Raw genomic sequence first — 25,039 nt, forward strand, 5'->3', positions numbered from 1 at the left:
CTCCTTGACTGGGCCGAATGGATTGCAGCTGCGGTGGAAATCCGAATATCTTGTCGCACATGCAGTCCTACACAATCGGGCAGGCGGCGCGCCTGCTGGGAGTCAGCCCGGACACCGCGCGTCGCTGGGCGGACGCCGGAAGGGTCGCGACCCACCGCGACGAAGGCGGCCGCAGGCTCATCGACGGCCGTGATCTGGCCGCGTTCTCCATCGAGATCGGCCAGGGCGGCGGAGGCGAGGACGAGACCTCGTACACGTCGGCCCGCAACGCCTTCCCGGGCATCGTCACCGGGGTGAAGCTCGGTGATGTCGCGGCCCAGGTCGAGATCCAGGCCGGCCCCCACCGGCTGGTGTCGCTGCTCACCCGGGAGGCCGTCGAGGAACTCGGCCTGGAGGTCGGCATGCAGGCGACCGCTCGGGTGAAGTCCACCAACGTGCACATCGACCGCGTCTGACCGCCCCTCACCCTCCGACGCCCCTCAATTCCAAGGAGCCCACGGCACCATGACGAACACCCTCACCACGCGCCGCACCGCTGCCGCGATCGTGACCGCCGCACTCCTGTTCCCGCTCGCCGCCTGCGGCGGCGACGACAAGCCGAAGGACTCCGCCGGAAAGTCCACGGCCTCCTCCGCCGATGGGGCCAAGCTGACCGTGCTGGCCGCGGCCTCGCTCACCGATGTGTTCAAGACCGCCGGTGCCGCGTACGAGAAGGAACACCCGGGCACGAAGGTGACGTTCTCCTTCGCCGGATCCCAGGAACTCGCCGCGCAGGTGAAGCAGGGCGCCCCCGCCGACGCCCTGGTCACGGCGGACACCAAGACGATGGACGGGCTGAAGTCCGACACCGGTACGCCCACCGTCATCGCCAAGAACCGTCTCGTCATCGCCACCGGGGAAGGCAACCCGGAGAAGATCGCGAGCCTGAAGGACCTCACGAACCCCGACCTCAAGGTGGTCCTGGCCGCCCCCGAGGTTCCGGTCGGCCGCTACAGCAAGCAGGTCCTCGACGCGCAGAAGCTCACGGTCAAGGCAGTCTCCCAGGAGCCCAACGTCCGAGCCGTCCTGAGCAAGGTCGAACTGGGCGAGGCCGACGCGGGCATCGTCTACAAGACCGACGCCGCCACGGCCACCGACAAGGTCGATGCCGTGGACATCCCCGACGCGCAGAACGCCGTCGCCTCCTACCCGGCGGCCACGCTGCGACAGTCCAAGAACGCCGAGGCCGCCACCGCGTTCGTGAAGTGGCTGAGCACCCCCGAGGCGCAGAAGATCCTTCAGGCCGCAGGCTTCCAGCAGCCCTGAGGCTCCTTCGTCCGGGTCCGGACCGGGCCGGGTTCGCGCGGAGGGCCGGCGGCGTGCCCCGCCGCGGGGCCACCGGGAGCCGACACGGCGCGTCGGCTCCCCGCCGCTCCTCGCGACGCCGGGCTCCGGACCCCGCTCGCCGTCTCGGCCCGACCCGGACGAAGGATGCCCACCGGCATCCCGCGCGCTGCTGCCCCGGACCGGGGGAGACCGGGGCAGCAGCGCGCGGCCGAACCAGTTCCGCACGTACCGACCGATCACGGGAACCTTCGATGAGAGCCCTCCGCAGCCGGGTGCCCGGCACGCGCACGCCCGTCGCCCTGGCGCTCCCCGCGCTGCTCGCCGTCGCGTTCCTCCTGGTGCCGCTGATCGGCATCCTGGTCCGTACCTCGTGGAGCGACCTGGGCGCCCACCTGACCAGTCAGGGCGTCGCACAGGCGCTCAGACTGTCCCTGCTCGTCTCGTTCTGGGCCCTGGGCCTCTCGCTGCTGCTCGGGGTGCCCCTGGCCTGGCTGCTGGCCCGGGTCGACTTCCCCGGCAAGGCGCTCGTCCGGTCGCTCGTCCTGCTGCCGATGGTGCTGCCGCCGACCGTCGGCGGCGTCGCGCTGCTTCTCGGCTTCGGCCGCCGGGGTCTGCTCGGCCCCTGGCTTGAGGACACCTTCGGGATCACGCTGCCGTTCCACACGTCGGGCGCGGTGGTCGCGGCGACGTTCGTCGCGATGCCGTTCCTCGTCATCAGTCTCGAAGGAGCACTGGCCGGCCTGCGGCCCTCGTACGAGGAGACCGCAGCCTCCCTGGGAGCCTCACCGGCCCGGGTGTTCTTCACCGTCACCCTCCCGATGGTCGCCCCCGGTCTGGCCGCCGGTGCCGCGCTCACCTGGGCGCGGGCGCTCGGCGAGTTCGGCGCGACCATCACCTTCGCGGGCAACCTGCCGGGCACCACGCAGACGCTGCCTCTCCAGGTCTATCTGCTGCTCCAGGAATCCCCGGAGGCCGCCACCTCCGTCTCGCTCCTCCTGCTCGCCATCGCCATGGCCGTACTCATGGCTCTGCGCGGGCGCTGGACCGGGACACCGCGCGAGCGCACGCACCGCACCGAACCCGCAGCCGACGTGGACGGCGGGGGCGGTGTGGACGGCGGGGACACAGTGGGCCCGTCGGCCGCCGGACCGGGCGACGGGATCCCTCCGGCTGCGCGGGAACTCCGCTCGCTGCACGCCGAGGTCACCGGCTTCAACCGACTGAGCCTCGACGCGGCCCCCGGGACCACGATCGCCGTCGTCGGCCCCAACGGAGCGGGCAAGACGACCCTCCTGCGCGCCCTCCTCGGCCTGACCCCGCGCTCCCGGGCCCGGCTGCGCCTCGGCGACACCGACGTCACCGCACTGCCCCCGCACCGCAGGCACGTCGCCTGGGTGCCGCAGAACGGCGCGCTCTTCCCGCACCTGAGCGCACTCACGAACACGGCGTACGGGCTCCGGGCCCACGGCGTCCGCCGGGCCGACGCCCGCCGCGAGGCGCAGCAGTGGCTCGACCGGCTGGGCGTCGGCCATCTCGCCCACCGCAGGCCCGCCCAGCTCTCCGGCGGTCAGGCCCAGCGCGTGGCCCTGGCCCGGGCGCTCGCCGCCCGCCCACGGCTGTTGCTGCTCGACGAGCCGCTCGCCGCCCTCGACCAGACCACCCGGGCCCATGTCCGGCACACCCTGCGCAGGCATCTCTCCGCGTTCGGCGGAGTCTGCCTGATCGTCACCCACGACCCCGTCGAAGCGGTTTCGCTGGCCGACCGGGTACTCGTGCTCGACGAAGGCCGCGCCCTCCAGTACGCGGCACCCGCCGAGGTGACCCGGCATCCGCGCTCGCCCTGGGTCGCCCGGATGCTCGGCCGCAACGCCTGGCCCGGGACCGTGGCCCCCGACGGCAGCCTCGCGCTCGCCGACGGCGGCCGCCTGGTCGTCGCGGACTCGTCCGACGAAGGGGCGGCGGTTCTCGCGATCATCGCGCCGGAAGCGGTCTCCGTGCACCGCGAGAGGCCCGGCGGAAGTCCCCGCAACGTCTGGCCCGGCACGGTCCGTGAGCTCATAGCCGTGGGCAGCCGGCTCCGGGTGGTGGTCGTCTCGCACGAGGCTCCGGACCTGGTCGCCGAGATCACCCCCGAGGCTGCGGCGGAACTGGGCCTCAGCGAGGGGACGGCCGTGTGGACCGGTGTGAAGGCCACCGAGGTCACCGTCGTCACCCTGTGACGGCATCCGTTGGGGGCCGGCCCCCAACGCCTCGACCGCGTCTCCTCCGGCGTCGCCGATCGATGTCCTCCGGCGTTTTACGTTGTCGATTCCCCCGACCGCGTGCGACGTTGGATCCGGTCAGATCATGCTACTTCGGTCGGATCGCACCTATTCGGACACGTGTCGGGAAAAGGGGAAGTTCATCGTGCACACCGCCAGGGCCGTCCCGGCATCCTCCGTCATCAATCTGCGCGACCTGGGCGGCATCGCTCTGGGGCCCGGCCGTCGCTTCCGTCCGGGCGCCGTGCTGCGCTCCGGCCAGCTCAACGAACTGGACGTGGCACGGGACGCGGCCGTGACCTCGCTCGGCGTCCGCACCGTCGTCGATCTGCGCACCGCCGACGAGCGGGCGATGGCCCCCGACCGGCTGCCGCCCGGTGCGCGGCTCTTCGTCGCCGATGTGCTCGGTGACAACCCGGGCGTCGCACCCGCCCGGCTGCGCGCGCTGCTCGCCGACCCGGTCGAGGCGGAGCTGCTGCTCGGGAGCGGGAAGGCCGAGGAGATGTTCGCCGAGACCTACCGGCAGATGGTGCTCTCGCCCTGCGCCGCCGCCGCGTACCGGGCCTTCGTCGAGACGGCCGCCGACGACCTGGCCCGCCCGGTGCTCTTCCACTGCACGGCGGGCAAGGACCGCACCGGCTGGGCCACCGCGCTGCTCCTGATGCTCGTCGGTGCGTCACGGGACGTGGTGCGCGCCGAGTTCCTCGCGGTGAACCCGGTCGTACGGGTCGCCTACGCCCCGTACGTCCAGGGGTTTCTCGACGCGGGCGGCGACCCGGATATCGCGTCCGCGGTCATCGAGGCCCGCCCCCGCTATCTCGACATGGCACTGGACGCCATGGACGAGAGGTGGGGCGGGCTCGACGGATATGTGCGCGACGGGCTGAGGGTTCCGGAGGCCGCCGTGGAGCGGCTGCGCAACGGGCTCGTGGTGTCAGCCTGAGCTGGGTGCCGGCACCGGCAGTCCGGACAGCGGCACTCCGGCACTTCGGGCACCGGCACCCCGGACACCGGCACCGCGATCCTGGGTATCGTGAGAGGAGAGGGTGACGAGTCCTCCGGGAGGGGTGTGCGTTGACCGATCGTAAGCCTGCGGGTGTCAGCTTCGAATCATGGGTCGACCGGCAGATCCACGAGTCCGAACAGCGCGGCGACTTCGCGCAGTTGCCAGGATTCGGCAAGCCGCTCGACAGCCTCTCGGCCCCCTACGACGAAACCTGGTGGATCAAGCAGAAGATGCAGCGGGAGGGGGTGTCGATGCTCCCGCCCGCCCTGGCGCTGCGCAAAGAGGCCGAGGACGTTCGCGACGCCGTGTCCCGGGCACGGACGGAGGCCGAGGTGCGGCGCATGCTGGCCGAGGTCAACGAGAAGATCGCGGCGGCCGTCAGGCGGCCACCGCCCGGTCCGCTGCTGAACCTCCAGCCGTTCGACATCGACGCCGTGGTCGAGGAGTGGCGCGCCGCGCGCGGACCGTCGTAGCGCGCCGGGTCCGCGGACCCGGCAGTGAGGTGCCGCAATGAGGTGCCGCAATGAGGTGCCGCAGTGAGGTGCGTAATACTCCGTCTATGGAACCGAGCGTTACGCGACTCGTCGGCGGGGCACGCGGCGAGACCGTACAGATCAGGCGGGCGACCGCACGGGACGCCAAGCGGCTCACCCGGCTGGTCAGGACCTCTCGCGCCTATGAGGGGCGCTACGCCGCCATGGTCGCCGGATACCGGGTGGGGCCCGACTACATCGAGACCCACCAGGTCTTCACGGCCGTCGAGCCCGACACCGGCCGCCTCCTGGGCTTCTACGCGCTGATCCTCGCCCCTGCGGAGCTCGACCTCATGTTCGTCGCCGACGGGGCGCAGGGGCTCGGTATCGGCCGGCTGCTCATCGGGCACTTGCGTGACGAGGCGCGACGCGCCGGCCTGGCCGACGTCCGCATCGTCGCCCATCCGCCCGCCGAGGGTTTCTACCGTGCTGTGGGTGCCCGGCGGACCGGAACCCTCGCGGCCCGGCCGCCCGCGGTGATGTGGGACCGGCCTGAACTGATGCTGCCGATCGCCTGAACCGGCACGGGAGGGTTCGGCCGCAGTCGACGCGATGGTGGCCACACCCTCTCGCGCGTGGTGTCTGTCGCGTTGTGCCTATGAGGGGGAGCCCCCGTAGGGGCGCGTGATGATCTCCATGGCGTGCCCGGCGGGATCGGGGAAGTAGATGCCCCGGCCGCCGTCGTTGTGGTTGATCTCGCCCGGGTGTTTGTGATGCGGATCCGCGTAGTACGTGATTCCGAGGTCCTTGATGCGGGTGTACGCGGCGTCGAACTCCGCCTCCGAGACGAGGAAGGCGTAGTGCTGCGTGGCGATCGGCGCTTCCTGAACGGTCGCGAAGTCCAGGGTGACGCCGTTCGCGGTGGCGACCGGGACGAACGGGCCCCATTCCGCACCGACTTCGAGACCGAGTATGTCCGCCAGGAATTCCGCGGATCTCTGGTTGTCCCGGGCATGGACGATGGTGTGATTCAACTCGACTGACACTGTGGAATGCCTCCATCGGGCATCTCACCAGCATCTCCACGCCTCACCGGGCCGGTGACCGGCGCGCGATGCCGTACTGAAAATCCTAGGCGTGCTCCCACCGCCCGTCGAGACTTGATGCGACCTGCGAGATCCCGATCGCCGGGAGTGACCGCCGACCGCGAGGGGGTACGCCGCCGAGGCCGTCCGCTCAGCCGGAAGGGGCTGCCGTGGGGTTCGCGAGATCCGTGACCGTGAAGAGCCCGCCGTCCGGATCCAGCAGCGTCGCCTCGTAGCCCCGCTCCAGCCGGCGCTGCTCGACGAGGCTGCCGCCGGCCTTCCGCGCGACGTCGACGGTGGCCGCCACATCGGCTACGGGGAAGTGGACCTGCCAGTGCGGGCGGACCAGCGGATCGGGCGCCGCCTCCACCGCACCGGAGCTGATCCGGGCGAGCTGACGCCCTTCGCAGACGACGATGACCTCGTCCGTCTCGTAGGAGACCTCGCAGCACCCGGGGCGCCCGCTCGCCCAGTCGAGCACCCCGCCGTAGAAGATCGCCGCGTCGAAGGCGTTCCTGGTGTGCAGGCGCAGCCAGGCGTGCGAGTGGCCGTCCGGAGCGGGGGGCGAGGTCGCGGGCTCGGTCCGCTCCCAGATGCCGAACACCGCACCGTCAAGGTCCGCCGCCAGTGCCCCGCGCCCCTTGCCGAGAGCCATCGGGCCCACCGCGACCGTGCCGCTGCGCTCACGGATGCGTGAGGCCGCCGCGTCGGCGTCGGGGACCGCGAAGTACGGGGTCCAGGCCACGGCCACCCGATACGCGGCGGCCACCTCGCCGATCCCGGCCACCGGCACATCCCCCCGGCGTGCGACGGAGAACCCCTGCCCCAGCATGCCCGGGCGGAAGGTCCAGCCCAGCACGGCGGCGTAGAAGGCCTGTGCCGCTTCCAGGTCCCGGGTCATGAGGTTGACCCAGCAGGGCGCTGCGGATCCGGTGAGCGGCGCCGGCATCGACGCCGTTCCGGGATGGCTTCCGGTCATGGTCCTACTGCCTTCATGGGTTCTGCGGCCTGCGCGTGGCGGCGGCCGTCGGAGCCTCACCAGCCTCACCGCGGTCGCCCGCTCCCGCAACACGCGGCGATGCCGCGCGCCGCGCCGCCCGGCGAGGAGACCGGACGCTTCGGCTCCCGGAAGGCCAGTGGCTCCCGGAGGATCAGTCGCGCTGCTCGTCGGTGTCGCGGCGGATGGTCTCGCTTCCGTGGTCACCGAGCTCGTAGGGGGAGAGACCCCGCTTGTCGGGCGGGAAGCTGTCGTCGCCGTGGACATCGCGCTGCTCGATGTGGCTCCGGTGGTCGGGGTGCGGCGGCTGCTCCTCGGGCCGGGGCGGAGGCAGCTCCTGGGCGCGGCGCCGCCTGCCCAGCCAGACCGCGCCGATCAGTACGGCCACCAGCACCACTCCGACAATGCCCATCACCGCCCCGGTCGCACCCCGCCCGTCGGCGAGGGGGAAGGCCAGTGCGCTGAAGTCTCCGTTCGATACGTCCATGCCTCCCGGATACCCCGAGGCAGGGGCATCACTCGGCAATGACCATGAATTCATGTTTTAAGTGGATATGGACCTAAAAGTGTTTCGGTCTCGTCAGGCCAATCGGCGCGAGCCCACTGCCGGAGGCGTCGATCCGGTCGGCCGTTCCGTGTCGCAGTCGGCCCGTCGTGGGGCGAGCCTGGAGAGGATCCTCGAACCGCCGGAGGGAAGCGATGGGAGTGCCGAATCCGTTCAGCCGGTGGCCGGTGTACCGGCAGCTGACCGGGGGTGACCCGCTGGGCAGAGGGCGTGCCGCCATGTCGTCCGCGACGGAGGGCATCAGACCGCGCACCGCCACGAGCGACCGGGTCGTGCCGTCCGTCTGCCCGTACTGCGCGGTCGGCTGCGGGCAGCAGGTGTACGTCAAGGACGACCGTGTCGTGCAGATCGAGGGCGACCCCGATTCCCCGATCAGCCGAGGCCGGCTCTGCCCCAAGGGTTCCGCGACGCTCCAGCTCACCACGGGCCCTTCCCGCCGCCATCAGGTGCTCCACCGCCGCCCGTACGCGCGTGACTGGGAGCCGCTCGACCTGGAGACCGCCATGGACATGGTGGCCGACCGGGTGATCGAGACCCGGCGCCGGACCTGGGAGTGGGAGCACGAGGGGCTGCGCACCGTACGCACGCTCGGCATCGCCAGTCTCGGCGGGGCCACCCTCGACAACGAGGAGAACTACCTGATCAAGAAGTTGCTGACCGGGCTCGGTGTGGTGCAGGTGGAGAACCAGGCGCGGGTCTGCCACAGCTCGACCGTGTCCGGCCTCGGTACCTCGTTCGGACGCGGCGGAGCGACTACCTTCATGCAGGACCTCCAGCGGAAGGACCGGCCGGGACGACGGCGGCGCGGTGACGAACCCATGGTTCCGCGCGCCGAGTTCGGCTCGTACTACGGGCGCCCCGTGATCAAGGCGCCGGCCTGGTCCGCGCGTGACATCGCCGGCTACTTCTTCCTCGGCGGACTCGCCGGGGCGGGCTCCGTGATCGCCGCAGGGGCGCAGCTGACCGGCCGCGGCGGGACGGCGACCGCGATGAAGGTGTCCTCCCTCGCTGCGGTCACCCTCTCGGCCGCCGCGCTCGTCCACGACCTCGGCCGCCCCGCCCGATTCACCCACATGCTCCGCGTCCTCAAACCGACCTCCCCGATGAGCGTCGGCTCCTGGCTGCTGTCCGGATACGGGCCGGCCGCGGGCGTCGCCGCACTCTGTGCGACCACCGGCCGACTGCCGCGCGCCGGGGCCGCCGCCACCGGCGCCGCCGCGCTCCTCGGTCCCGCCGTGGCGACCTACACCGCCGTCCTCGCCGCGGACACGGCCGTACCCGCCTGGCACGGAGTACACCGCGAACTCCCGTACCTCTTCGCCGCGTCCGCGACGGCGGCCGCCGCCGGGATGGCGCTGGCCATCGCCCCCGCACACGAGAACGCACCGGCCCGGTACGCCGCAGTGCTCGCCGCCGCGGGCGAGAGTCTCGCGGAAGGGGCGGCGGATCGCCGGCTCGGCATGGTGGCCGAGACCTACCACCGGGGGCGGGCCGGTGCGCTGCTGCGCTCCGCCCGCATCCTGACCGTCGCCGGCGGCGCGGGCGCGGCGCTCCTCGCGGGCTGCGGCCGTCCGGCCGCCGTCGGGGCAGGACTGGCGCTGCTCGCCGGTTCGGCCTGCACACGCTTCGGGATCTTCGCGGCAGGCATCGCCTCCGCCGAGGACCCCGTCTACACCGTCGGTCCCCAGCGCGGGGACGCACCGCACCGAGCCGAGCGGAAGGAGCCGCGGTGAACACCATCAAGGAGCAGCCGTCGCAGGAGAGCCTGCACGGCGAGGAGGTCTCGGTCGTCATCAGCGGGTGCGACACGGGCGACGCGCGGGCGGTCTTCGACGCGCTGCGGGCCGCGTTCACCACCGACCGGGCCTCGGTCGACGTACCGAAAAAGCTCGCGCAGAAACGTCCCACCGCTTGGGTGGCAACCGTCGATGTCACCGAGGAGCGAGTGGTCACGGGACCGGTGACGATCGGCGCGCCCGTGTCGGTCGACGTGCAGGGCGGCTACTGGGCGGTCGAACGGATCCGGCGGAGCCTGGCGCACGCCTTCGACGTGCGGGTCGTCGGCACGGTCTCCGGAGACCAGGAGGAGGAGGTCCGCCTCCGCTTGGAGAACCGGGGGAGCCGGGAGAGCCAGGGGAGCCGGAAGAGCCGGTAGGGCCGGAGGAGCCGGGAGGGCCGGGAGAGTCGATCGCCGGGCAGGTCACCGCCCGGCGACGGAGCAATGAAACGGGAAGGCACCACCTGTCTGGTAGAAAACGGATGAAATGCCACCTCTGAAAGGCGCGAGTGAGTGGATCCCTCTCACGGGCGGGAAGACGCTGCGCAACAGCCGGGAGCGACCGGCGACCGCGCCACCCTGACCCTGCACATCAACGGCGCCGAGCGGACCCTGACGCTCGATCACCGCACCACGGTCCTGGACGCCCTGCGCGAACACCTCGACCTCACCGGCGCGAAGAAGGGCTGCGACCACGGTCAGTGCGGAGCGTGCACGGTCATCGTCGACGGGCGGCGCGCCAACAGCTGCCTGCTGCTTGCCGTCGCGCACGACGGAGCCCGCATCACCACCGTCGAGGGCCTCGCCGACGGCGACCGGCTCCACCCCCTCCAGGAAGCCTTCCTGGACCGCGACGCCCTGCAGTGCGGCTACTGCACACCCGGCCAGATCTGCTCGGCCGTCGGCATGCTCGGCGAGGCGGCGGACGGCTTCCCGTCCCACGCCACCGCCCGTACCGCATCCGTGTCCGTCCCGGCGCCGCTCGACGCCCCCGAGATCCGCGAGCGGATGAGCGGCAACCTGTGCCGATGCGGGGCCTACCCCCGCATCGTCGAGGCGATCGAGGACGTGGCGCCGTGAAACGCTTCGCCTACGTCCGCGCCCGGTCCACCGCCGAAGCCGTCCGTGCGAGCGCCGCACACCCCGGCGCCGGATTCCTCGGCGGCGGCACCAACCTCGTCGACCTGATGAAACTCGGTGTGGAAACCCCCGACCTGCTCATCGACATCAGCCGGCTTCCCCTGGACCAGGTGGCCGACACCGGCGACGGCGGGCTGCGTATCGGCGCGACCGTGCGCAACAGCGACCTGGCCGCCCATCCGGCCGTACGCACCCGCTACCCCGTCCTGTCCCAGGCGCTGCTGTCCGGCGCGTCCGGTCAGCTCCGCAACACCGCCACGACCGGCGGAAACCTGCTGCAGCGCACCCGGTGCCCCTACTTCCAGGACACGTCCAAGCCCTGCAACAAGCGGGAGCCCGGCACCGGCTGCCCCGCCGTCGAGGGCGCCCACCGCGATCTCGCCGTACTCGGCCACTCCGAGCACTGCGTCGCCACACACCCCTCCGACATGGCCGTGGCCCTGTCCGCCCTCGACGCCACCGTCCGGCTCCACGGGCCGGACGGCGAACGGACCGTACCCGCCGCGGCGTTCCACCGGCTGCCGGGCGACACCCCTGACCGGGACACCGAGATCCGGGCGGGCGAACTGATCACCGAAGTCGTCCTGCCGCCGCGCCCGGACGGGGCCGGCTCCCTCTACCGCAAGGCCCGCGACCGTGCCTCGTTCGCGTTCGCCCTCGCGTCCGTCGCCGCCGTACTCGGCGTGCGCGACGGGCGGATCGCGCACGCCGCCCTCGCCTTCGGCGGACTCGCCCACCGGCCCTGGCGCGCCCACACCGCGGAAGAGGCGCTCCGGGGCGCACCGGCCGACGACGAGACCTTCGCACGGGCCGTGGACGCCGAACTCGCGGCGGCCCGGCCGCTGCGTGACAACGCGTTCAAGGTCGGTCTCGCCCGCAGTCTGGCCGTCGCCGCGCTCACCGAACTCGCGGCCGACAGCTGAGCCATCGCACCGACGCCGACCCGCAGACGTGAGGACCCGTCATGAGCCAGGCACCTCCACCACTGGGCACCCCCGTCCCGCGACGCGAGGGCCGGGACAAGGTCACCGGCACCGCCCGCTACGCCGCCGAGCACACCCCACCGGGCTGCCTGTACGGCTGGCCCGTCCCCGCCACCATCGCCCGCGGACGCGTCGAAGCCGTCCGCACCGACGAGGCACTGGCCCTGCCGGGCGTGCACGCCGTCCTCAGCCACGACAACGCCCCGCGGCTGAAGCAGCCCGACGACCCGATCCTCGCCGTCCTCCAGGACGACCGGGTTCCGCACCGGGGCTGGCCCGTCGCGCTCGTGGTGGCCGACACGCTCGACCACGCCCGTGCCGGGGCCGAGGCGCTGCGGATCACGTACGAAACCGCCGAGCACGATGTGCTGCTGTCCGAGGACCACCCCGGTCTGTACACCCCGGAGACGGTCAACGGCGACTACCCGGCCGTCCGCGAACGCGGCGACGCCGACCGGGCCTTCGCCGGGGCACCCGCGCAGATCGACGCCACCTACACCATCGGCGCGCTGCACAACCACCCCATGGAGCCCCACGCCTCCACCGCGCGGTGGACGCGGGACGGGCACCTGCACGTCCACGACAGCAGCCAGGGCTCCACCACGGTCCGCGAAAGCCTCTCGGCCGCCTTCGGACTCCGACCGCACCAGGTCACCGTGGTCTCCGAGCACGTCGGCGGTGGCTTCGGCTGCAAGGGCACCCCGCGCCCGCAGTCCGTCCTGGCGGTCATGGCCGCGCGTCACACCGGTCGTCCCGTCAAGGTCGTCCTGCCCCGGCGCCAGTTGGCGGCCGTGGTCGGCCACCGCGCGCCCACCGTGCAGCGCGTCAGGCTCGGTGCCGAGCTGGACGGCACCCTCGTCTCGATCGCGCACGAGGTCGTCACCCACACCTCCACCCTCAAGGAATTCGTGGAGCAGGCCGCCGTACCGACCCGCATCATGTACAGGTCGCCGCACAGCCGTACCAGCCACCGCGTGACCGCCCTCGATGTGCCGAGCCCGTCCTGGATGCGCGCACCGGGCGAGGCGCCGGGCATGTACGCGCTGGAATCCGCCATGGACGAGCTCGCCGCGGCCCTGGGCGTCGACCCCGTCGAACTGCGTCTGCGCAACGACCCGGTCGACGAACCCGACTCCGGCCGCCCGTTCAGCAGCCGGGGCCTCGCCCGGTGCCTGGAGGAGGGCGCCGCACGGTTCGGCTGGTACGACCGCGATCCCCTTCCCGCGGTCCGTGAAGAGGGTCCGCTGCTCGTCGGCACGGGCGTGGCGTCCGCCACGTACCCCGTGTACATCTCCGGCTCCAGCGCCTCGGCACACGCGGCACCCGACGGCTCGTACCGCATCCGGGTCAACGCCACCGACATGGGCACCGGCTCCCGCACCGTGCTCGCGCAGATCGCGGCCTCCGTACTGGACACACCGGCGGAGAACGTCCGGATCGACATCGGCAGCAGCGACCTGCCGGACGCCCCGCTGGCCGGTGGCTCCTCGGGCACGGCCTCCTGGGGCTGGTCCGTGCACAAGGCGTCCACCGCCCTCCTGGGACAGCTGCGCGAGCGCACGGATCCCCTTCCCGCCGAGGGGCTGACAGCCTTCGCGGACACCGGGGAGGAGACCTCCGTACGGTCGCCGTACGCACGTCACGCGTTCGGTGCGCACTTCGCCGAGGTCGCCGTCGACTCCCGGACCGGCGAAGCGCGGGTGCGCCGCATGCTCGGCGTCTTCGCTGCCGGGCGCATCCTCAACCCCCGCACCGCACGCTCCCAGTTCATCGGCGGAATGACGATGGGAATCGGCATGGCGCTCACCGAGGGCAGCACCATGGATCCGGTCTTCGGCGACTTCGTCGAGAGCGATCTCGCCTCCTACCACGTGCCGGCCTCTGCGGACGTGCCCGAGATCGAGGCGCACTGGATCGACGAGCACGATCCGCACCTCAACCCGATGGGCAGCAAGGGCATCGGCGAGATCGGCATCGTCGGCGCCGCGGCGGCCGTCGGCAACGCCGTCCGGCACGCCACCGGAGTCCGGTTGCGCAGCCTTCCCCTCACTCCGGACACCCTTCTGCCCTACCTTCTGTGACCTGGGCCGATGTGCCCCGGATGGCGGAGCCGTCCGTTCCTGTGTTGCACAACCGGCTCCGCGGGGTCACCCTGTTGAGTGACCCAGAAGTGACATCTGCTCACTCTTCGTATTCGGGGGTCGTTGGTTCAACGGGGCGAAGTCAGTGGGCCTCGATGTGAGGAGCCTCGACGATGACCGTTCCATTCGACCGGCACTATCTGGTCGAACTCAAGGTTTCGGCAGAGCGTGTTTCGCAGTTGCGGCGGATCATTGCCGCGCACCTCCGCCATTGGAGTCTCGAACTCCACATCCGGCCGGTGTGCCGCGGTGTGGAGGAGCTGCTGACCAATGTCCACCGGCATGTCGGTGACGACAATCAATGCGTCGTCGAACTCCGCTGGTCCGGGAGGCATCTCACGGTCTCCGTCTCCGACAACGGCTCCGGTATGCCGCGCCTGCTCAGCACCGGCGGCGGGGGCCTCAGCCGCGTCATGGCCCTGAGCGACAGCTGGGGCACCTGCCGTACGGCAGAGGGCAAGGTCGTGTGGTTCACCCGGTACGCGAAGGAGCCGCAGACCGTCGGCCTGATGCCGCTGCCGCCGCTGCCCGGCGCGGGCGAGTTCCGCCGCCCGCCCGCCGTCGCTCCGGACCCCGCACCCGAGCCCGCGACGGCCGGCGATTTCGTGCCCGCGCCCGCCTGAGGTGCCGATTCCGGACCCGTGAGACGCCGAACCCTTCCGGCGCGGACGGCGTGCACAGCGCACGCAGGGTCCGCGCCGGTGGGTTGTGCGCCCGGCAGGGTCCGCGTTGCGGTGCGGCGCACGGCGCTGCACGGTCGAAGTACCGAGGCAAGGAGGCCACAGCCATGCCCATCGCGACGGTCAATCCCGTGAACGGCGAGACTCTCAGAACGTTCGACGCCCTGGGAGAGGCGGAGATCGAGCAGAAGCTCGCTGCCGCCGCCACCGCGTTCCGGAAGTACCGCACCACCGGATTCGGCGAGCGGGCCGGCCTGCTGAACGCGGCGGCCGGTCTTCTCGACGAGGACGTGCAGGACATCGCGCGCACCATGACGACCGAAATGGGCAAGCCCGTCAAGGCGGCGCGGGCCGAGGCCGCCAAGTGCGTGAAGGCGATGCGCTGGTACGCGGCCCACGCCGAGGAACTTCTCGCCGACGAGCGTCCGCGGCCGGAGGACGTGAAGGACGCCGGTGCTTCCCGCGCCTACGTCCGTTACCGGCCGCTCGGCGCCGTCCTCGCCGTGATGCCGTGGAACTTCCCGCTCTGGCAGGTCGTACGCTTCGCCGCCCCGGCGCTGATGGCCGGAAACGTCGGCCTGCTCAAGCACGCGTCGAACGTGCCGCAGACGGCGATGTATCTGGAGGGCCTGTTCCGCCGGGCCGGATTTCCGGTGGGGTGCTTCCAGACACTGCTGGTGGGTTCCGGAGCGGTCGAGTCGATCCTCCGTGACCCGCGGGTCGCCGCTGCCACGCTCACCGGTAGTGAGCCGGCCGGGCGCTCGGTCGCGGCGGTCGCGGGGGACGAGGTGAAGCACACCGTGCTGGAACTGGGCGGCAGTGACCCGTACCTTGTCATGCCGTCGGCGGACGTCGCACGGGCCGCCCGGACCGCCGTGACCGCGCGGGTGCAGAACAACGGCCAGTCCTGCATCGCCGCCAAACGGTTCATCGTGCACACGCAGGTGTACGACGAGTTCGCGGAGCGGTTCACCCTGGGCATGCGGGACCTGACGGTCGGCGACCCGATGCGGGAATCCACCGACGTCGGACCCCTCTCCAGCGAACAGGGCCGCGCCGACCTGGAGGAGCTGGTGGACGACGCGGTGCGGCAGGGCGCGGACGTGCTGTGCGGAGGCGGCCGGCCCGAGGGCCTCGGCCCGCAGCTGGAACGGGGCTGGTTCTACGCCCCGACCGTCCTCACCGGGATCACGACCGGCATGCGCATCCACCGCGAGGAGACCTTCGGCCCCGTCGCCACGCTGTACCGCGTCGAGGGGCTGGACGAAGCCGTGGAACTCGCCAACGACAGCCCCTTCGGGCTGAGCTCCAACGTGTGGACCCGCGACTCCGACGAGGCACGCCGCTGCGTGCGCGACCTGGAAGCGGGCGCTGTCTTCTTCAACGGCATGACCGCGTCCCATCCCGCGCTGCCCTTCGGCGGCGTGAAGCGCTCCGGCTACGGGCGCGAACTCGCCGGGCACGGCATCCGCGAGTTCTGCAATGCGACCACGGTCTGGTACGGGCCCGAGGCCGTGCCCGCCACGTCGTAGGCGGACACCTCCGCGTACGACGTGGCGGGGCGGCGGATCTACGCCGGGTGGGTACGACGCCGGGTGGGGCGGCGGATGTACGCCGGGTGGGGTGGCGGATGCCCGCACCCGCTACCCCACCCGCATCCGGGAACGCGGCACGGATCTGTCCGAGGCCGCCGACCGGTCCTGGAGCGGCTGACACCGCGGTCCCGGACCCGGTGACGCGGGATCAGCGGCCGAGCGCCCGTTCCAGCTGGGCCTTCGTCATGTGCGAACGGCCCTGGACGTTCTTCTTCCTGGCCTCTTCGTAGAGCTGGTCGCGCGTCGGCCCTGCGGCTCCGGTGTGCGAGCGCAGGCCACCGCGCCGTGAGGACGACATGTCCTCCAGGGAGGTACGGCTCGCGGTCCTCGACTCACCGGCGCGGGCGCGCTCCTTGTTGACCGTACGAGCCGCGATCTCCTCGGCCCGCTCCTCGCTGACCCCGCGCTCCTGCGCGCTCTCCTTGATGTGTTCGTACTGTCGTTCCCGTTTGGGGTTGGATCCGCGTGGCATGGTGGGTTCACTCCTCTCCCGGGACCTGTCCCGGGGCTCGATCGGGCCCCTCCTCAGTGTCCCAGCGGACATCGGGGCCCGCACGCCTGCCGCGTGCGGGCCCCGATGCGGTGCGCGGGTGGCGTCCGTGCCTGTTCAGTACCGCAGGGCCGCCGCGATCCGTCCGTGCTCCGCGAGGGAGTCGTCCGCGAGGAAGACCACGTCCGTGCCGCTGTCCAGGGCCGCCTCGACCAGCTCGTCCACGATGTCCTCCCGGACTGAGCCGTCCGTGAGGTCGGCGGCTTCGCCACTCACCGGTTCCAGGTGCGCGTCCGCCATCCGTACCGTCTGCTGGAAGTGCTCCTCCACCGCGACCAGTCCGGCACGGCCCTCGCGCACGGCGGCCCACACCTCGTCGAGACCGCCGGCGAAGGCACGACGACCGCGCGCCTCGTCCAGTTTGCCGTCGATCTCCGCCGCGAACCGCCGCTGCCGTTCGTCGAGCGCCGGCCGCAGTTCCTTGAGCAGGTCGCTCGGTGCCATGTCGGCGGGCGCACCCTTCGTGACGCGGCCGACGGCCGACGCCGCACCCTCGCCGACCTCGTCCAGCAGGGCGAGCGCGGGTGCGAGGCCGACGAGGTACAGCGGACGCGGGTCCGCGGCCAGTACCGCGCGCAGCTTCTCGTCGACCGTGCGCAGGAAATTGCGCGTCTCCTCGTCGCTGAAGGTGCTCGGGGTGTCGCCGATCCGCTCCTCGCGCTGCGGGTTGGGCGCCTCCCGCGGAGCCGTCAGTGGGAACCCGTCGCCCTGCTCCTCGTGCAGGGCGTCCGTCGTGCCGCTCCACAGGGTGGCGCGCTCGGCCGACACGGTGAGCGCCCAGAACGGCTGGGCCTGGGCCTTCGCGGCGACCAGGTTGCGGGTCAGATAGGTGTCGCTGAGCACGACCCGTTCGGGCACGGTGCGGGGGAGCTGCCAGATCTGGTGCTCGTCGGCGGTGACGAGGAGCACCAGGGCGTCCAGGGCCCGTCGGGGATCCACATCGGTGACCGCCCGGTCCAACTGCTCCTTGATCGCGGTTCGCGCCTCACGGGTGACCGCGGGGTCCGCTTCGAGCCGGCCGACGGCCTCGGCGACCAGGTTGCGCAGCCGGACGGCGTCCTGGGCATGGTCCGGAGCGCGGCGGTGCGTCGGCATGGTCAGGGACAGGGCCGGATAGGGCTTGACCGCCCGCAGTTCCTGCAACACACCGGCGGTCAGGGCGTCCGTATCCATGTGCTCTCCCAGGGGCTTCGGCGGCATCCGCTCCCGAGCGAAGCGGTGCTCTCGACGAGTCAATTCATACCGTTTGATCCATGGGTGGGCGAATTCTTGCGCAGTGCCTGACTCTGTCTCGGCCGCTGCTTCGGCCTCTGCCTCCGCTCCTGTCTCTGCCGCCGCCTCTGCTTCGGCCTCTGCCTCTGGCGCCGTCTCTGGTGACGCGGAAGGCCGCCCCGCCCCGCCTCCCGGTGAGGGGATGCGGGACGAGGCGGCCCTTCGGTGCTCTTCCTCCCGTGACGAGACCCTGGCCCGGCGCGCGAGCGGCCTGGCCGGCCGCTATGGGAAAGGGGTCTGTCCGGGGCGGTCCGTCTACCAGATGGACTCGACCCATTCCGGGTGGTCGATGAACGGGTTGCGGTTGTGCTGGTACTGCTCGTATATGACGTCGTTGCGCCGCTGCTCGAAGCTGTCCGGCGGGTCCTCCTGGCTCCATTCCTTGAGCACCGAGAGGCGGCCGATGTTCGGCGCGGACCCGTTGGACACCTTCTCGTTGGGTTCGAGGTCGGCGAAGCTGTCGTCGCCCTCGTAGCGCACCGCCATGTAGAGGATCATGCGGGCCACGTCGCCCTTGACCGCGTCGCGCGGTTCGAAGGAGTCGCTGTCGGTGTAGTTGCCCGGTGCGCCGCTGACGGCGCTGCCGCCGTTGTCGAAGTCCTTGTTGCCGCGGATGGAGTTGACCTGGACGTCCTCCGGCCGCAGGTGGTGGATGTCCGTGCCGGGGCCGGTGGCGGTGCCGAAGTTGCCGTGGGACTTGGCCCAGACGTGTTCGCGGTTCCACTGGCCGACCGATCCGCCGTTGTTGCTCTTGGATTCGGAGAGTCCGGAGTAGAGAAGGATCACGTTCGAGGGGTTGTCGGGGTCCTCGTCCGTGTCCTTGAGGGCTTCCCAGACCTGGCTGTAGGAGATCTTGGTCTGGTCGCTGATGATGGTGTGCAGGGCGCTCTTGAGGGCGGTTCCGGACTTGCCGAGCGCGTCCTGGTAGTACGTGTCGTCGAGGGTGGCGAGCGGCGTCGCGGCGGCCGGCGGGGCCTGGGGCAGGGCGGCCGGTGCGGCGGCCGCGGTGCCGGCGACGACCGCGAAGGCGGCCAGGGTCGCCAGCAGGGGGCGCCGGTAAGGAACGTGACGACGGGACATGTGGGGTGTCCTCTCCGAAATGCGGGCACCGCGGAGCCGTCACGAGGTGGAGGCGGCGCCGCGGCGGTCGTGTGGAACGTGGTCAGCGGGAGCCTTCCACACGCACCGTGACCAGGGTGTGAACGCTGTGTACCTATCATGTGCAGGTCAAGTGAGGGCCTGTCCGCGGCGCGGGGAGGGGTGCGGGAGCATCGGATGCGGAGGGCGTGGCGCGGGGCGAGAATGACCGAAAGGACGAGGAGGCGGCATGAGCGACGAGCCCGAATCCGTATCCCCAGTGCGGGGAGTGACTCCCGACAGCCTCTTGCACACCGGCGGGAGCGACAATCCGTCGGCAGAGGACCTGGTGCTCGCCTCCGGGCGGGACCTGACTCCGAAGAATCTTCAGTGGGCCGAGCGCAGGCTCGCCCGGGAGGGCCGGGCGGCGATCGACAAGACGCTGCCGTAGCGAGTGGTCCGGCAGCCGGCGCGGGGAGCGTGTGGGCGCTCCCCGCGTCTCGGCTAGCCTGAGCGGCACAATGAACCGTTTTACCGTGTCAGGGGTCGGCTACGACCTCACCCGTTTCCCCGAGGACCCGCGCGACCCGTTCCGCGCCTGGGATGCCGCCGATGAGTACCTGCTGCGGCGGCTGGAGGGGGTCGACGGATCGGAACCGGTCGACCTCTCGGGCGCCGTGGTCGTGGTGGGCGACCGTTGGGGCGCCCTGAGCACCGTGCTGGCCGCGCACCGCCCCGTCCAGATCACCGACTCCTACCTGGCGCAGCGCGCGACCCTGGCGAATCTGGACCGCAACGGAGTGGCCGCGGACGCCGTACGGCTGCTGTCGGCGAGGGACGTGCCACCGGACCGTGTCGACGTCCTGCTGGTACGCGTCCCGAAGAGCCTCGCGCTCCTGGAGGACCAGCTCCACCGCCTCGCTCCGGCCGTCCATGCGGGCACCGTCGTCATCGGCACGGGCATGGTCAAGGAGATCCACACCTCCACCCTCGCCCTCTTCGAGCGGATCATCGGGCCGACCCGCACGTCCCTCGCGGTCAAGAAGGCCCGGCTCATCTTCTGCACGCCGGACCCGGCCCTGGACCGTACGCCCAGCCCCTGGCCGTACCGCTACGCGCTGCCCGAGGGTGTCGGCCCCGTCTCCGGGCGGACCGTCACCAACCACGCCGGGATCTTCTGCGCGGACCGCCTCGACATCGGCACCCGCTTCTTCCTCGGCCACCTCCCCGCGCGCAGTGGCCCCGACCGGGTCGTCGATCTCGGTTGCGGGAACGGTGTCGTCGGGCTCTCCGCCGCGCTCGCCAACCCCGACGCTGCGGTCACCTTCATCGACGAGTCCTACCAGGCGGTCGCCTCCGCCGAGGAGACGTTCCGGGCCAACGCCGGCCCGGACGCCGAGGCCGACTTCGTGGTCGGCGACGGGGTGGCTCACCTGGCGCCCGCCAGTGTGGACCTGATCCTCAACAACCCGCCGTTCCACTCCCATCAGGCCACCACCGACGCAACCGCCCGCAGCATGTTCCAGGGCGCACGCGCCGCACTGCGTCCCGGCGGCGAGCTGTGGGTCGTCGCCAACCGGCACCTCGGCCACCACTCCCGGCTGCGCCGGATCTTCGGCAACTGCACCACGGTCGCGGGAGATCCGAAGTTCGTCGTCCTGCGCGCCGTCAAGCGCTGACACCCGTCGCGGTGCCCTGACCCTTCCAGATTCTTGCAACACGTTCTACTGTGTGCGCCGCCGCACACGGGCGACGCGACCGCGAGACACCTGGAGGGGCCGTGCACCTCGAATACACGCCTGAACAGCAGCAGTTGCGTGCCGAGCTGCGTGCGTACTTCGCCGGACTCGTCCCCGACAACGCCTACGCGCGCCACGCCGATCCGGCCGTGCAGAAGCGCTTCTACCGCGAGACGATCCGGCGCCTGGGCGCCGACGGCTGGCTGGGTGTCGGCTGGCCGAAGGAGTACGGCGGACGCGGCCTGTCCCCGATGGAACAGTTCATCTTCTTCGACGAGGCCGCCCAGGCCGGTGTGCCGCTGCCGCTGATGGCCCTGAACACCGTCGGCCCGACGATCATGCGATTCGGCACCGACGAACAGAAGGACCACTTCCTGCCGAAGATCCTCTCGGGCGAGACCGACTTCGCGATCGGCTACAGCGAGCCCGACGCGGGCACCGACCTTGCCGCGCTCAAGACCCGGGCGGTGCGCGAGGGCGACGAGTACGTCGTCAACGGCCAGAAGATCTGGACGACCAACGGGGACACCGCCGACTGGGTCTGGCTCGCCGTCCGCACCGACCCGGACGCCCCGCCCCACAAGGGCATCACCATGCTCCTCGTCCCGACCGGCGACCCCGGCTACTCCTGCACCGTCATCAACACCCTCGCCTCGCACGACACCACCGCCAGCTACTACGAGAACATCCGCGTACCCGTCTCCCGCCGCGTCGGCGACGAGAACAAGGGCTGGCGGCTCATCACCAACCAGCTCAACCATGAACGCGTCACCCTCGCCGCACACGGCACCATGGCCGTCCGGGCCCTCCACGACGTGCAGCGCTGGGCGGCGGACACCCGGCTCGCCGACGGCCGCCGGGTCATCGACCTCGGCTGGGTCCGCGCCCTCCTGGCCCGCACCCACACCAGGCTCGACGCCATGAAACTGCTCAACTGGCAGATGGTGTCCGCGGTCCAGAACGCGACTCTCACTCCGCAGGACGCCTCCGCCGTCAAGGTCTACGGCTCCGAGGCGCGCCGCGACGCCTACGCCTGGCTGATGGAGGTGGTCGGCTCGGCGGGACCGCTGAAGGAAGGGTCGGCGGGGGCCGTACTGCACGGCGAACTCGAACGCGGCTACCGCTCCGCGGTCATCTTCACCTTCGGCGGCGGCAACAACGAGATCCAGCGGGAGATCATCTCGTGGATCGGGCTGGGGATGCCGCGCGTGCGACGCTGAGGGCGTGCGGCGCGGACTCCTTGCGGAGGACGGGCCGAGACCGCGCCGTCGTCGCGAGGACCGGGCGCTGAGATCCGTCCCGGTACGGGGCCGCGTCAGCCGGTGAGAGCAAGGCAGTTGCATCGGGTATCGCCGGGCATGGCCTGATGCGGGCGGGTGTTGCCGCTGCGGCAGGTGCACGGCCGGTGGGCGCGCCCGCGGTCAGGGTGCCGCGTCCGTGGTGTCGAGGAGCACGCACTGATCGAAGTTCATGCAGCCGCACTCCAGGCAGTTGGCCACTGCCTGCCGCAGGGCCTGGGCCTGTGCGATGTGCCGGTCGAGTTCGGGCAGCTTGCGCGTGGCCATGTCCCGCCACTGTCGGGTTGCCGATGGTGTGGTGTTGTCGGCCAGCAACTGCGTGATCTCGGCGAGGGTGAACCCGGCCCGCTGCGCCATTCTGATCAGGGCGACCCGGCGGACGGCGGTCGCGGGCCACACTCGGCGTCCTCCTTCCCGGCGCGCGCCGGGAAGGAGACCGCGTTCTTCCCAGTAGCGCAGCGCCGAAGCACGCACGCGGGCCCTGTCTGCCAGTTCACCGATGGGCAGATACCGCATGGCTGTCCCTTTCCCGGTCCGGCCTTGACTTCAAGCGTGCTTGAAGGACGACTGTGGCCTGCATGTTCTCAGTGCTACCGGGGCGTCTGGTGCCCGGCCCCTACCGCGCGCTGTTCGCCGACCGGACGTTTCGGCGGCTGATGCCGGTCTTCGCGTTGTCCGACCTGGGCGACGGCATGACCGTCGTCGCCGTCGCGTGGCTCGCGCTCGCGCTGGGGCCCGACGGCGGCCGAGGCGCGCTGGCCGGCCTCGCTGTCGCCGCCTACGTCCTGCCCGGCGCACTCGGCGCACTGATCCTGGCCAGGTGGATGCGCCGGCTTCCCGCTCGGCGACTCCTGGTCACCGACTCCGCGCTGCGGGCCGTGCTGCTGGGGGCGGTCCCGCTCACGCACGTGGCGGGGCTGCTCACCCCGGCCGTGTATGTCGGGCTCCTGGGCGCTTCCTCGCTGCTTCACGCCTGGGGCAAGGCCGGCAAGCACGCCCTGTTCGTCCCTCTGCTCTCCGGCGACCAGCGTCTGGCAGCGAACAGTGTGCTCAGCACCAGCATGTGGAGCGCGACCATCGCGGGCCCCGCTCTCGCCGGCCTTCTCATGGGAACGGTGTCGCCGGCCTGGATCATCGGCCTGGACTCCGCCACGTTCGCCGTGCTCGCTCTCCAGACCGCCCGTACGGTCCTGCCCCCGTCTCCGGCACCGGCACCGGCACCGGCACCGGTGGCCGGCGGCGCACAGCGCGGGCTCAGCGTTCTGCGCCATCAACCGGAACTCCTCGGCCTGGTCGTCGTGACCTGGGTGTTCAACCTTGCGTACGGCCCCGTCGAAGTCGCCTTGCCCCTGTTCGTCTCCGACAACCTCCATGCCACCGCGGGGCTGCTCGGCGCCTACTGGGCCGCCTTCGGTGTCGGAGCCGTCATCGGGGCTTCCGCGTTGGGCGCGGTCAGACGACTCCCCTTGTGGCCGGCCATCCTCGGCATCATCGCGGGCCATGGCATCGCCATGCTTCCCTTTGCCCACACGCACACCGCTCTTCCTTCCCTGATCGGCTTCGCCTTCGCCGGACTCGTCTACGGCCCCTACTCCGCGCTCTCCCTCACCCTGCTCCAGGAACGCGCACCCGCCGACGCGCTCACCACGGTTCTGGCTGTGCGCGGTGCCGTGCTCCTGACGGCCTCTCCCCTCGGAGCGGCCCTCGGTGGCTTTCTCCTCGATCGGACCGATGCCCCGGTCGTCCTTGTCGGCTGCGGTGCACTGATGATCGTCATCGTCCCCATCAGCGCCGCTGTGCTGACGCTCCGCGGAAGGCACCGACGCGGCATCAGCCCTCACGCAGTCCGGCCGGGGGAGCAGGGCGCACTGCCTGAGACCGGACATCGTTGACGGTTGCCGACTCCCTGCACCGCGGACCGGGCGCGTGCGTCAGTCGCGGACCGTTTTCGCGGGTGTCCCGTCGCGGGTCAGAGGCAGGCGACGAGGCGGCGTTCGTCCACGACACCGCGCTCGGCGCCGACGGCGGGCAGGTCTGCGGGGCGGTCATCGCCGGGGTGTGACGGGCCGGGGCGTGACGAGGGGGCGGGGCCTGGAGCATCGGCCCGGTCACGGCGCATGCTGGGGGCGTACGGCATACGTACGTACGCCGCCGAGCGGGAGGTACGCGCAGAGATGGCCGAAGCCGACCCCGGGCTCTTCGGGCCCGACTCCGTCACCTGGCAGATGCACGGCGACCCGATGATGTGGGTCGCCGGAGTGCGAGCGCTCTACCTCCAGGCGCTGCACCCGCGCGCCGTACGCGGGGTCATGCAGAACTCGGACTTCCGCAAGGACACCTGGGGGCGCCTGATGCGTACGGCCGGTTTCGTCGCGACGATCACCTACGGCACCGGCGAAGCGGCCGAGAAGGCGGGCGCCCGGGTCCGCAGGATCCACCGCCTCCTCAAGGCCACCGACCCGGTGACCGGAGAGACGTACGGCGTCGACGACCCCGAGCTGCTGCTCTGGGTGCACTGCGCGGAGGTCGATTCCTACCTCCAGGTCGAACGCCGCTCCGGCTTCCCGCTCACCGACGCCCAGGCCGACCGCTACATCGACGAGCACCGCCACAGCGCGCGCCTGGTGGGCCTCGACCCCGCCGGCGTACCGGCCACCACCGCACAGCTCGCCGCCTACTTCGAACGGGTGAGGCCGCAACTCGCCGCGACCCCGGAGGCACGGGACGTCGACGACTTCCTGAGCCGCCCGCCGGTCCACCCGCTGCTCCGGCCGGCCCGCGCCCTGCTGTGGCAGCGCGTCGCCGCACTCGCCTACCAGTCACTGCCCCCGTACGCCCGTGATCTCTACGGCAGACCCGGGGAACCCGTGCACGTCGTCGACCGCCGCCTGCGCACCACCGGAACCGTGCTGCGCCGCATTCCCTCCCGGCTGCGCTGGCAACTCCCGCCCGGTCACATCCGGAACGCGATGGCCCGGCTCGGTCCCGGCAGCCGACCCACCCCGTACAAACTGCGCAGCCAGGCCGCCATACTGGACGGGCCGGGGAGAGCACAGGGGTAGGCGACGCGACGG

Annotated in this window: 24 protein-coding genes and 2 pseudogenes; 19 read left to right on the top strand and 7 right to left on the bottom strand. The window is 71.6% G+C overall.

All coding sequences use genetic code 11. The features are described 5' to 3' along the window. Positions 1-59: 59 nt before the first annotated feature. The 6 genes from ACFVUT_RS01060 to ACFVUT_RS01085 all read left to right on the top strand — a co-directional run bounded on the left by ACFVUT_RS01060 (position 60) and on the right by ACFVUT_RS01085 (position 5,644). The gene (locus ACFVUT_RS01060) at positions 60-455 is read left to right on the top strand and encodes a molybdopterin-binding protein (protein ID WP_383074873.1); all 396 of its coding nucleotides are present in this window, start codon (positions 60-62) and stop codon (positions 453-455) included. Between the two features lie 49 nt (positions 456-504). Further along, positions 505-1,305 (top strand): molybdate ABC transporter substrate-binding protein, encoded by an 801-nt coding sequence (modA, locus tag ACFVUT_RS01065; RefSeq protein WP_389642243.1) that lies wholly within the window; start codon positions 505-507, stop codon positions 1,303-1,305. 272 nt (positions 1,306-1,577) lie between these two features. Further along, entirely contained in the window at positions 1,578-3,545 is a 1,968-nt protein-coding gene (locus tag ACFVUT_RS01070) for an ABC transporter permease (protein WP_389642246.1), read from the top strand. Positions 3,546-3,732: 187 nt separating this feature from the next. Then, positions 3,733-4,530, top strand: coding sequence for a tyrosine-protein phosphatase (locus tag ACFVUT_RS01075; RefSeq protein ID WP_389642249.1), 798 nt, complete (start codon positions 3,733-3,735; stop codon positions 4,528-4,530). Positions 4,531-4,661: 131 nt separating this feature from the next. Beyond that, complete coding sequence (locus ACFVUT_RS01080; protein WP_389642251.1) at positions 4,662-5,066, top strand: DUF1992 domain-containing protein; 405 nt, start codon at positions 4,662-4,664, stop codon at positions 5,064-5,066. Between the two features lie 86 nt (positions 5,067-5,152). Then, on the top strand, positions 5,153-5,644 hold the full coding sequence (locus ACFVUT_RS01085) for a GNAT family N-acetyltransferase (protein ID WP_389642254.1): 492 nt from the start codon (positions 5,153-5,155) through the stop codon (positions 5,642-5,644). A gap of 78 nt (positions 5,645-5,722) precedes the next feature. Here the strand turns inward: ACFVUT_RS01085 and ACFVUT_RS01090 are convergent, their stop codons facing one another. The 3 genes from ACFVUT_RS01090 to ACFVUT_RS01100 all read right to left on the bottom strand — a co-directional run bounded on the left by ACFVUT_RS01090 (position 5,723) and on the right by ACFVUT_RS01100 (position 7,635). Beyond that, positions 5,723-6,112 (bottom strand): VOC family protein, encoded by a 390-nt coding sequence (locus ACFVUT_RS01090; protein WP_389642256.1) that lies wholly within the window; start codon positions 6,110-6,112, stop codon positions 5,723-5,725. 190 nt (positions 6,113-6,302) lie between these two features. Further along, positions 6,303-7,130: a VOC family protein gene (locus tag ACFVUT_RS01095; protein WP_389642258.1), complete on the bottom strand. Its 828-nt coding sequence runs from the start codon at positions 7,128-7,130 to the stop codon at positions 6,303-6,305. Positions 7,131-7,302: 172 nt separating this feature from the next. Further along, positions 7,303-7,635, bottom strand: a complete 333-nt coding sequence (locus ACFVUT_RS01100; RefSeq protein ID WP_389642261.1) for a DUF6479 family protein — start codon at positions 7,633-7,635, stop codon at positions 7,303-7,305. 212 nt (positions 7,636-7,847) lie between these two features. On the opposite strand from ACFVUT_RS01100, the pseudogene ACFVUT_RS01105 reads away from it, so the two are divergent. From ACFVUT_RS01105 to ACFVUT_RS01140, 8 genes and pseudogenes are all read left to right on the top strand, one after another. After that, positions 7,848-8,498: pseudogene (locus ACFVUT_RS01105) on the top strand (formate dehydrogenase); the annotation flags it as partial. Between the two features lie 120 nt (positions 8,499-8,618). Then, positions 8,619-9,446 (top strand): annotated as a pseudogene (gene nrfD, locus ACFVUT_RS01110) (NrfD/PsrC family molybdoenzyme membrane anchor subunit); the annotation flags it as partial. Next, positions 9,443-9,868 carry a hypothetical protein gene (locus ACFVUT_RS01115; RefSeq protein WP_389642264.1) on the top strand — a complete coding sequence of 142 codons (426 nt, stop codon included), beginning with the start codon at positions 9,443-9,445 and terminating at the stop codon, positions 9,866-9,868. The pseudogene nrfD and the gene ACFVUT_RS01115, both read left to right, overlap by 4 nt. A gap of 135 nt (positions 9,869-10,003) precedes the next feature. Further along, complete coding sequence (locus ACFVUT_RS01120; protein WP_389642267.1) at positions 10,004-10,570, top strand: 2Fe-2S iron-sulfur cluster-binding protein; 567 nt, start codon at positions 10,004-10,006, stop codon at positions 10,568-10,570. Beyond that, complete coding sequence (locus tag ACFVUT_RS01125) at positions 10,567-11,553, top strand: FAD binding domain-containing protein (RefSeq protein ID WP_389642270.1); 987 nt, start codon at positions 10,567-10,569, stop codon at positions 11,551-11,553. Before ACFVUT_RS01120 ends, ACFVUT_RS01125 begins: the two co-directional genes overlap by 4 nt. Positions 11,554-11,594: 41 nt before the next feature. Next, the gene (locus ACFVUT_RS01130) at positions 11,595-13,694 is read left to right on the top strand and encodes a xanthine dehydrogenase family protein molybdopterin-binding subunit (RefSeq protein ID WP_389642273.1); all 2,100 of its coding nucleotides are present in this window, start codon (positions 11,595-11,597) and stop codon (positions 13,692-13,694) included. A 173-nt stretch (positions 13,695-13,867) separates the two neighbouring features. Then, positions 13,868-14,377: an ATP-binding protein gene (locus tag ACFVUT_RS01135; RefSeq protein ID WP_389642276.1), complete on the top strand. Its 510-nt coding sequence runs from the start codon at positions 13,868-13,870 to the stop codon at positions 14,375-14,377. Between the two features lie 164 nt (positions 14,378-14,541). Continuing rightward, positions 14,542-15,966 carry an NADP-dependent succinic semialdehyde dehydrogenase gene (locus ACFVUT_RS01140; RefSeq protein ID WP_389642278.1) on the top strand — a complete coding sequence of 475 codons (1,425 nt, stop codon included), beginning with the start codon at positions 14,542-14,544 and terminating at the stop codon, positions 15,964-15,966. A gap of 211 nt (positions 15,967-16,177) precedes the next feature. On the opposite strand, the gene ACFVUT_RS01145 is transcribed toward ACFVUT_RS01140, so the two are convergent. The 3 genes from ACFVUT_RS01145 to ACFVUT_RS01155 all read right to left on the bottom strand — a co-directional run bounded on the left by ACFVUT_RS01145 (position 16,178) and on the right by ACFVUT_RS01155 (position 18,931). Further along, positions 16,178-16,501, bottom strand: coding sequence for a plasmid stabilization protein (locus ACFVUT_RS01145; RefSeq protein WP_389642281.1), 324 nt, complete (start codon positions 16,499-16,501; stop codon positions 16,178-16,180). A gap of 135 nt (positions 16,502-16,636) precedes the next feature. After that, the gene (locus ACFVUT_RS01150; RefSeq protein WP_389642285.1) at positions 16,637-17,752 is read right to left on the bottom strand and encodes a chemotaxis protein; all 1,116 of its coding nucleotides are present in this window, start codon (positions 17,750-17,752) and stop codon (positions 16,637-16,639) included. Positions 17,753-18,106: 354 nt separating this feature from the next. Continuing rightward, positions 18,107-18,931 (bottom strand): endonuclease I family protein, encoded by an 825-nt coding sequence (locus ACFVUT_RS01155; RefSeq protein ID WP_389642287.1) that lies wholly within the window; start codon positions 18,929-18,931, stop codon positions 18,107-18,109. Positions 18,932-19,178: 247 nt separating this feature from the next. Here ACFVUT_RS01155 and ACFVUT_RS01160 point away from each other — a divergent pair, with 247 nt between their 5' ends. The 3 genes from ACFVUT_RS01160 (at position 19,179) to ACFVUT_RS01170 (ending at position 21,887) form a co-directional block, all read left to right on the top strand. Then, a complete protein-coding gene (locus tag ACFVUT_RS01160; protein WP_389642290.1) occupies positions 19,179-19,379 on the top strand; it encodes a hypothetical protein in 201 nt (66 codons plus the stop codon). Between the two features lie 70 nt (positions 19,380-19,449). After that, a complete protein-coding gene (locus tag ACFVUT_RS01165; RefSeq protein ID WP_389642292.1) occupies positions 19,450-20,607 on the top strand; it encodes a methyltransferase in 1,158 nt (385 codons plus the stop codon). 101 nt (positions 20,608-20,708) lie between these two features. Then, positions 20,709-21,887 (top strand): acyl-CoA dehydrogenase family protein, encoded by a 1,179-nt coding sequence (locus tag ACFVUT_RS01170; RefSeq protein ID WP_389642295.1) that lies wholly within the window; start codon positions 20,709-20,711, stop codon positions 21,885-21,887. Positions 21,888-22,088: 201 nt separating this feature from the next. Here ACFVUT_RS01170 and ACFVUT_RS01175 read toward each other — a convergent pair whose 3' ends face one another. Continuing rightward, complete coding sequence (locus ACFVUT_RS01175) at positions 22,089-22,481, bottom strand: MerR family transcriptional regulator (RefSeq protein ID WP_389642298.1); 393 nt, start codon at positions 22,479-22,481, stop codon at positions 22,089-22,091. Between the two features lie 62 nt (positions 22,482-22,543). Here ACFVUT_RS01175 and ACFVUT_RS01180 point away from each other — a divergent pair, with 62 nt between their 5' ends. Both ACFVUT_RS01180 and ACFVUT_RS01185 read left to right on the top strand, forming a co-directional pair. Further along, positions 22,544-23,857: an MFS transporter gene (locus tag ACFVUT_RS01180; RefSeq protein WP_389642301.1), complete on the top strand. Its 1,314-nt coding sequence runs from the start codon at positions 22,544-22,546 to the stop codon at positions 23,855-23,857. A gap of 282 nt (positions 23,858-24,139) precedes the next feature. Continuing rightward, entirely contained in the window at positions 24,140-25,027 is an 888-nt protein-coding gene (locus ACFVUT_RS01185) for an oxygenase MpaB family protein (RefSeq protein WP_389643574.1), read from the top strand. Positions 25,028-25,039: the final 12 nt, after the last annotated feature.

The organism is Streptomyces sp. NPDC058051, from assembly GCF_042885475.1.
Classification (GTDB): domain Bacteria; phylum Actinomycetota; class Actinomycetes; order Streptomycetales; family Streptomycetaceae; genus Streptomyces.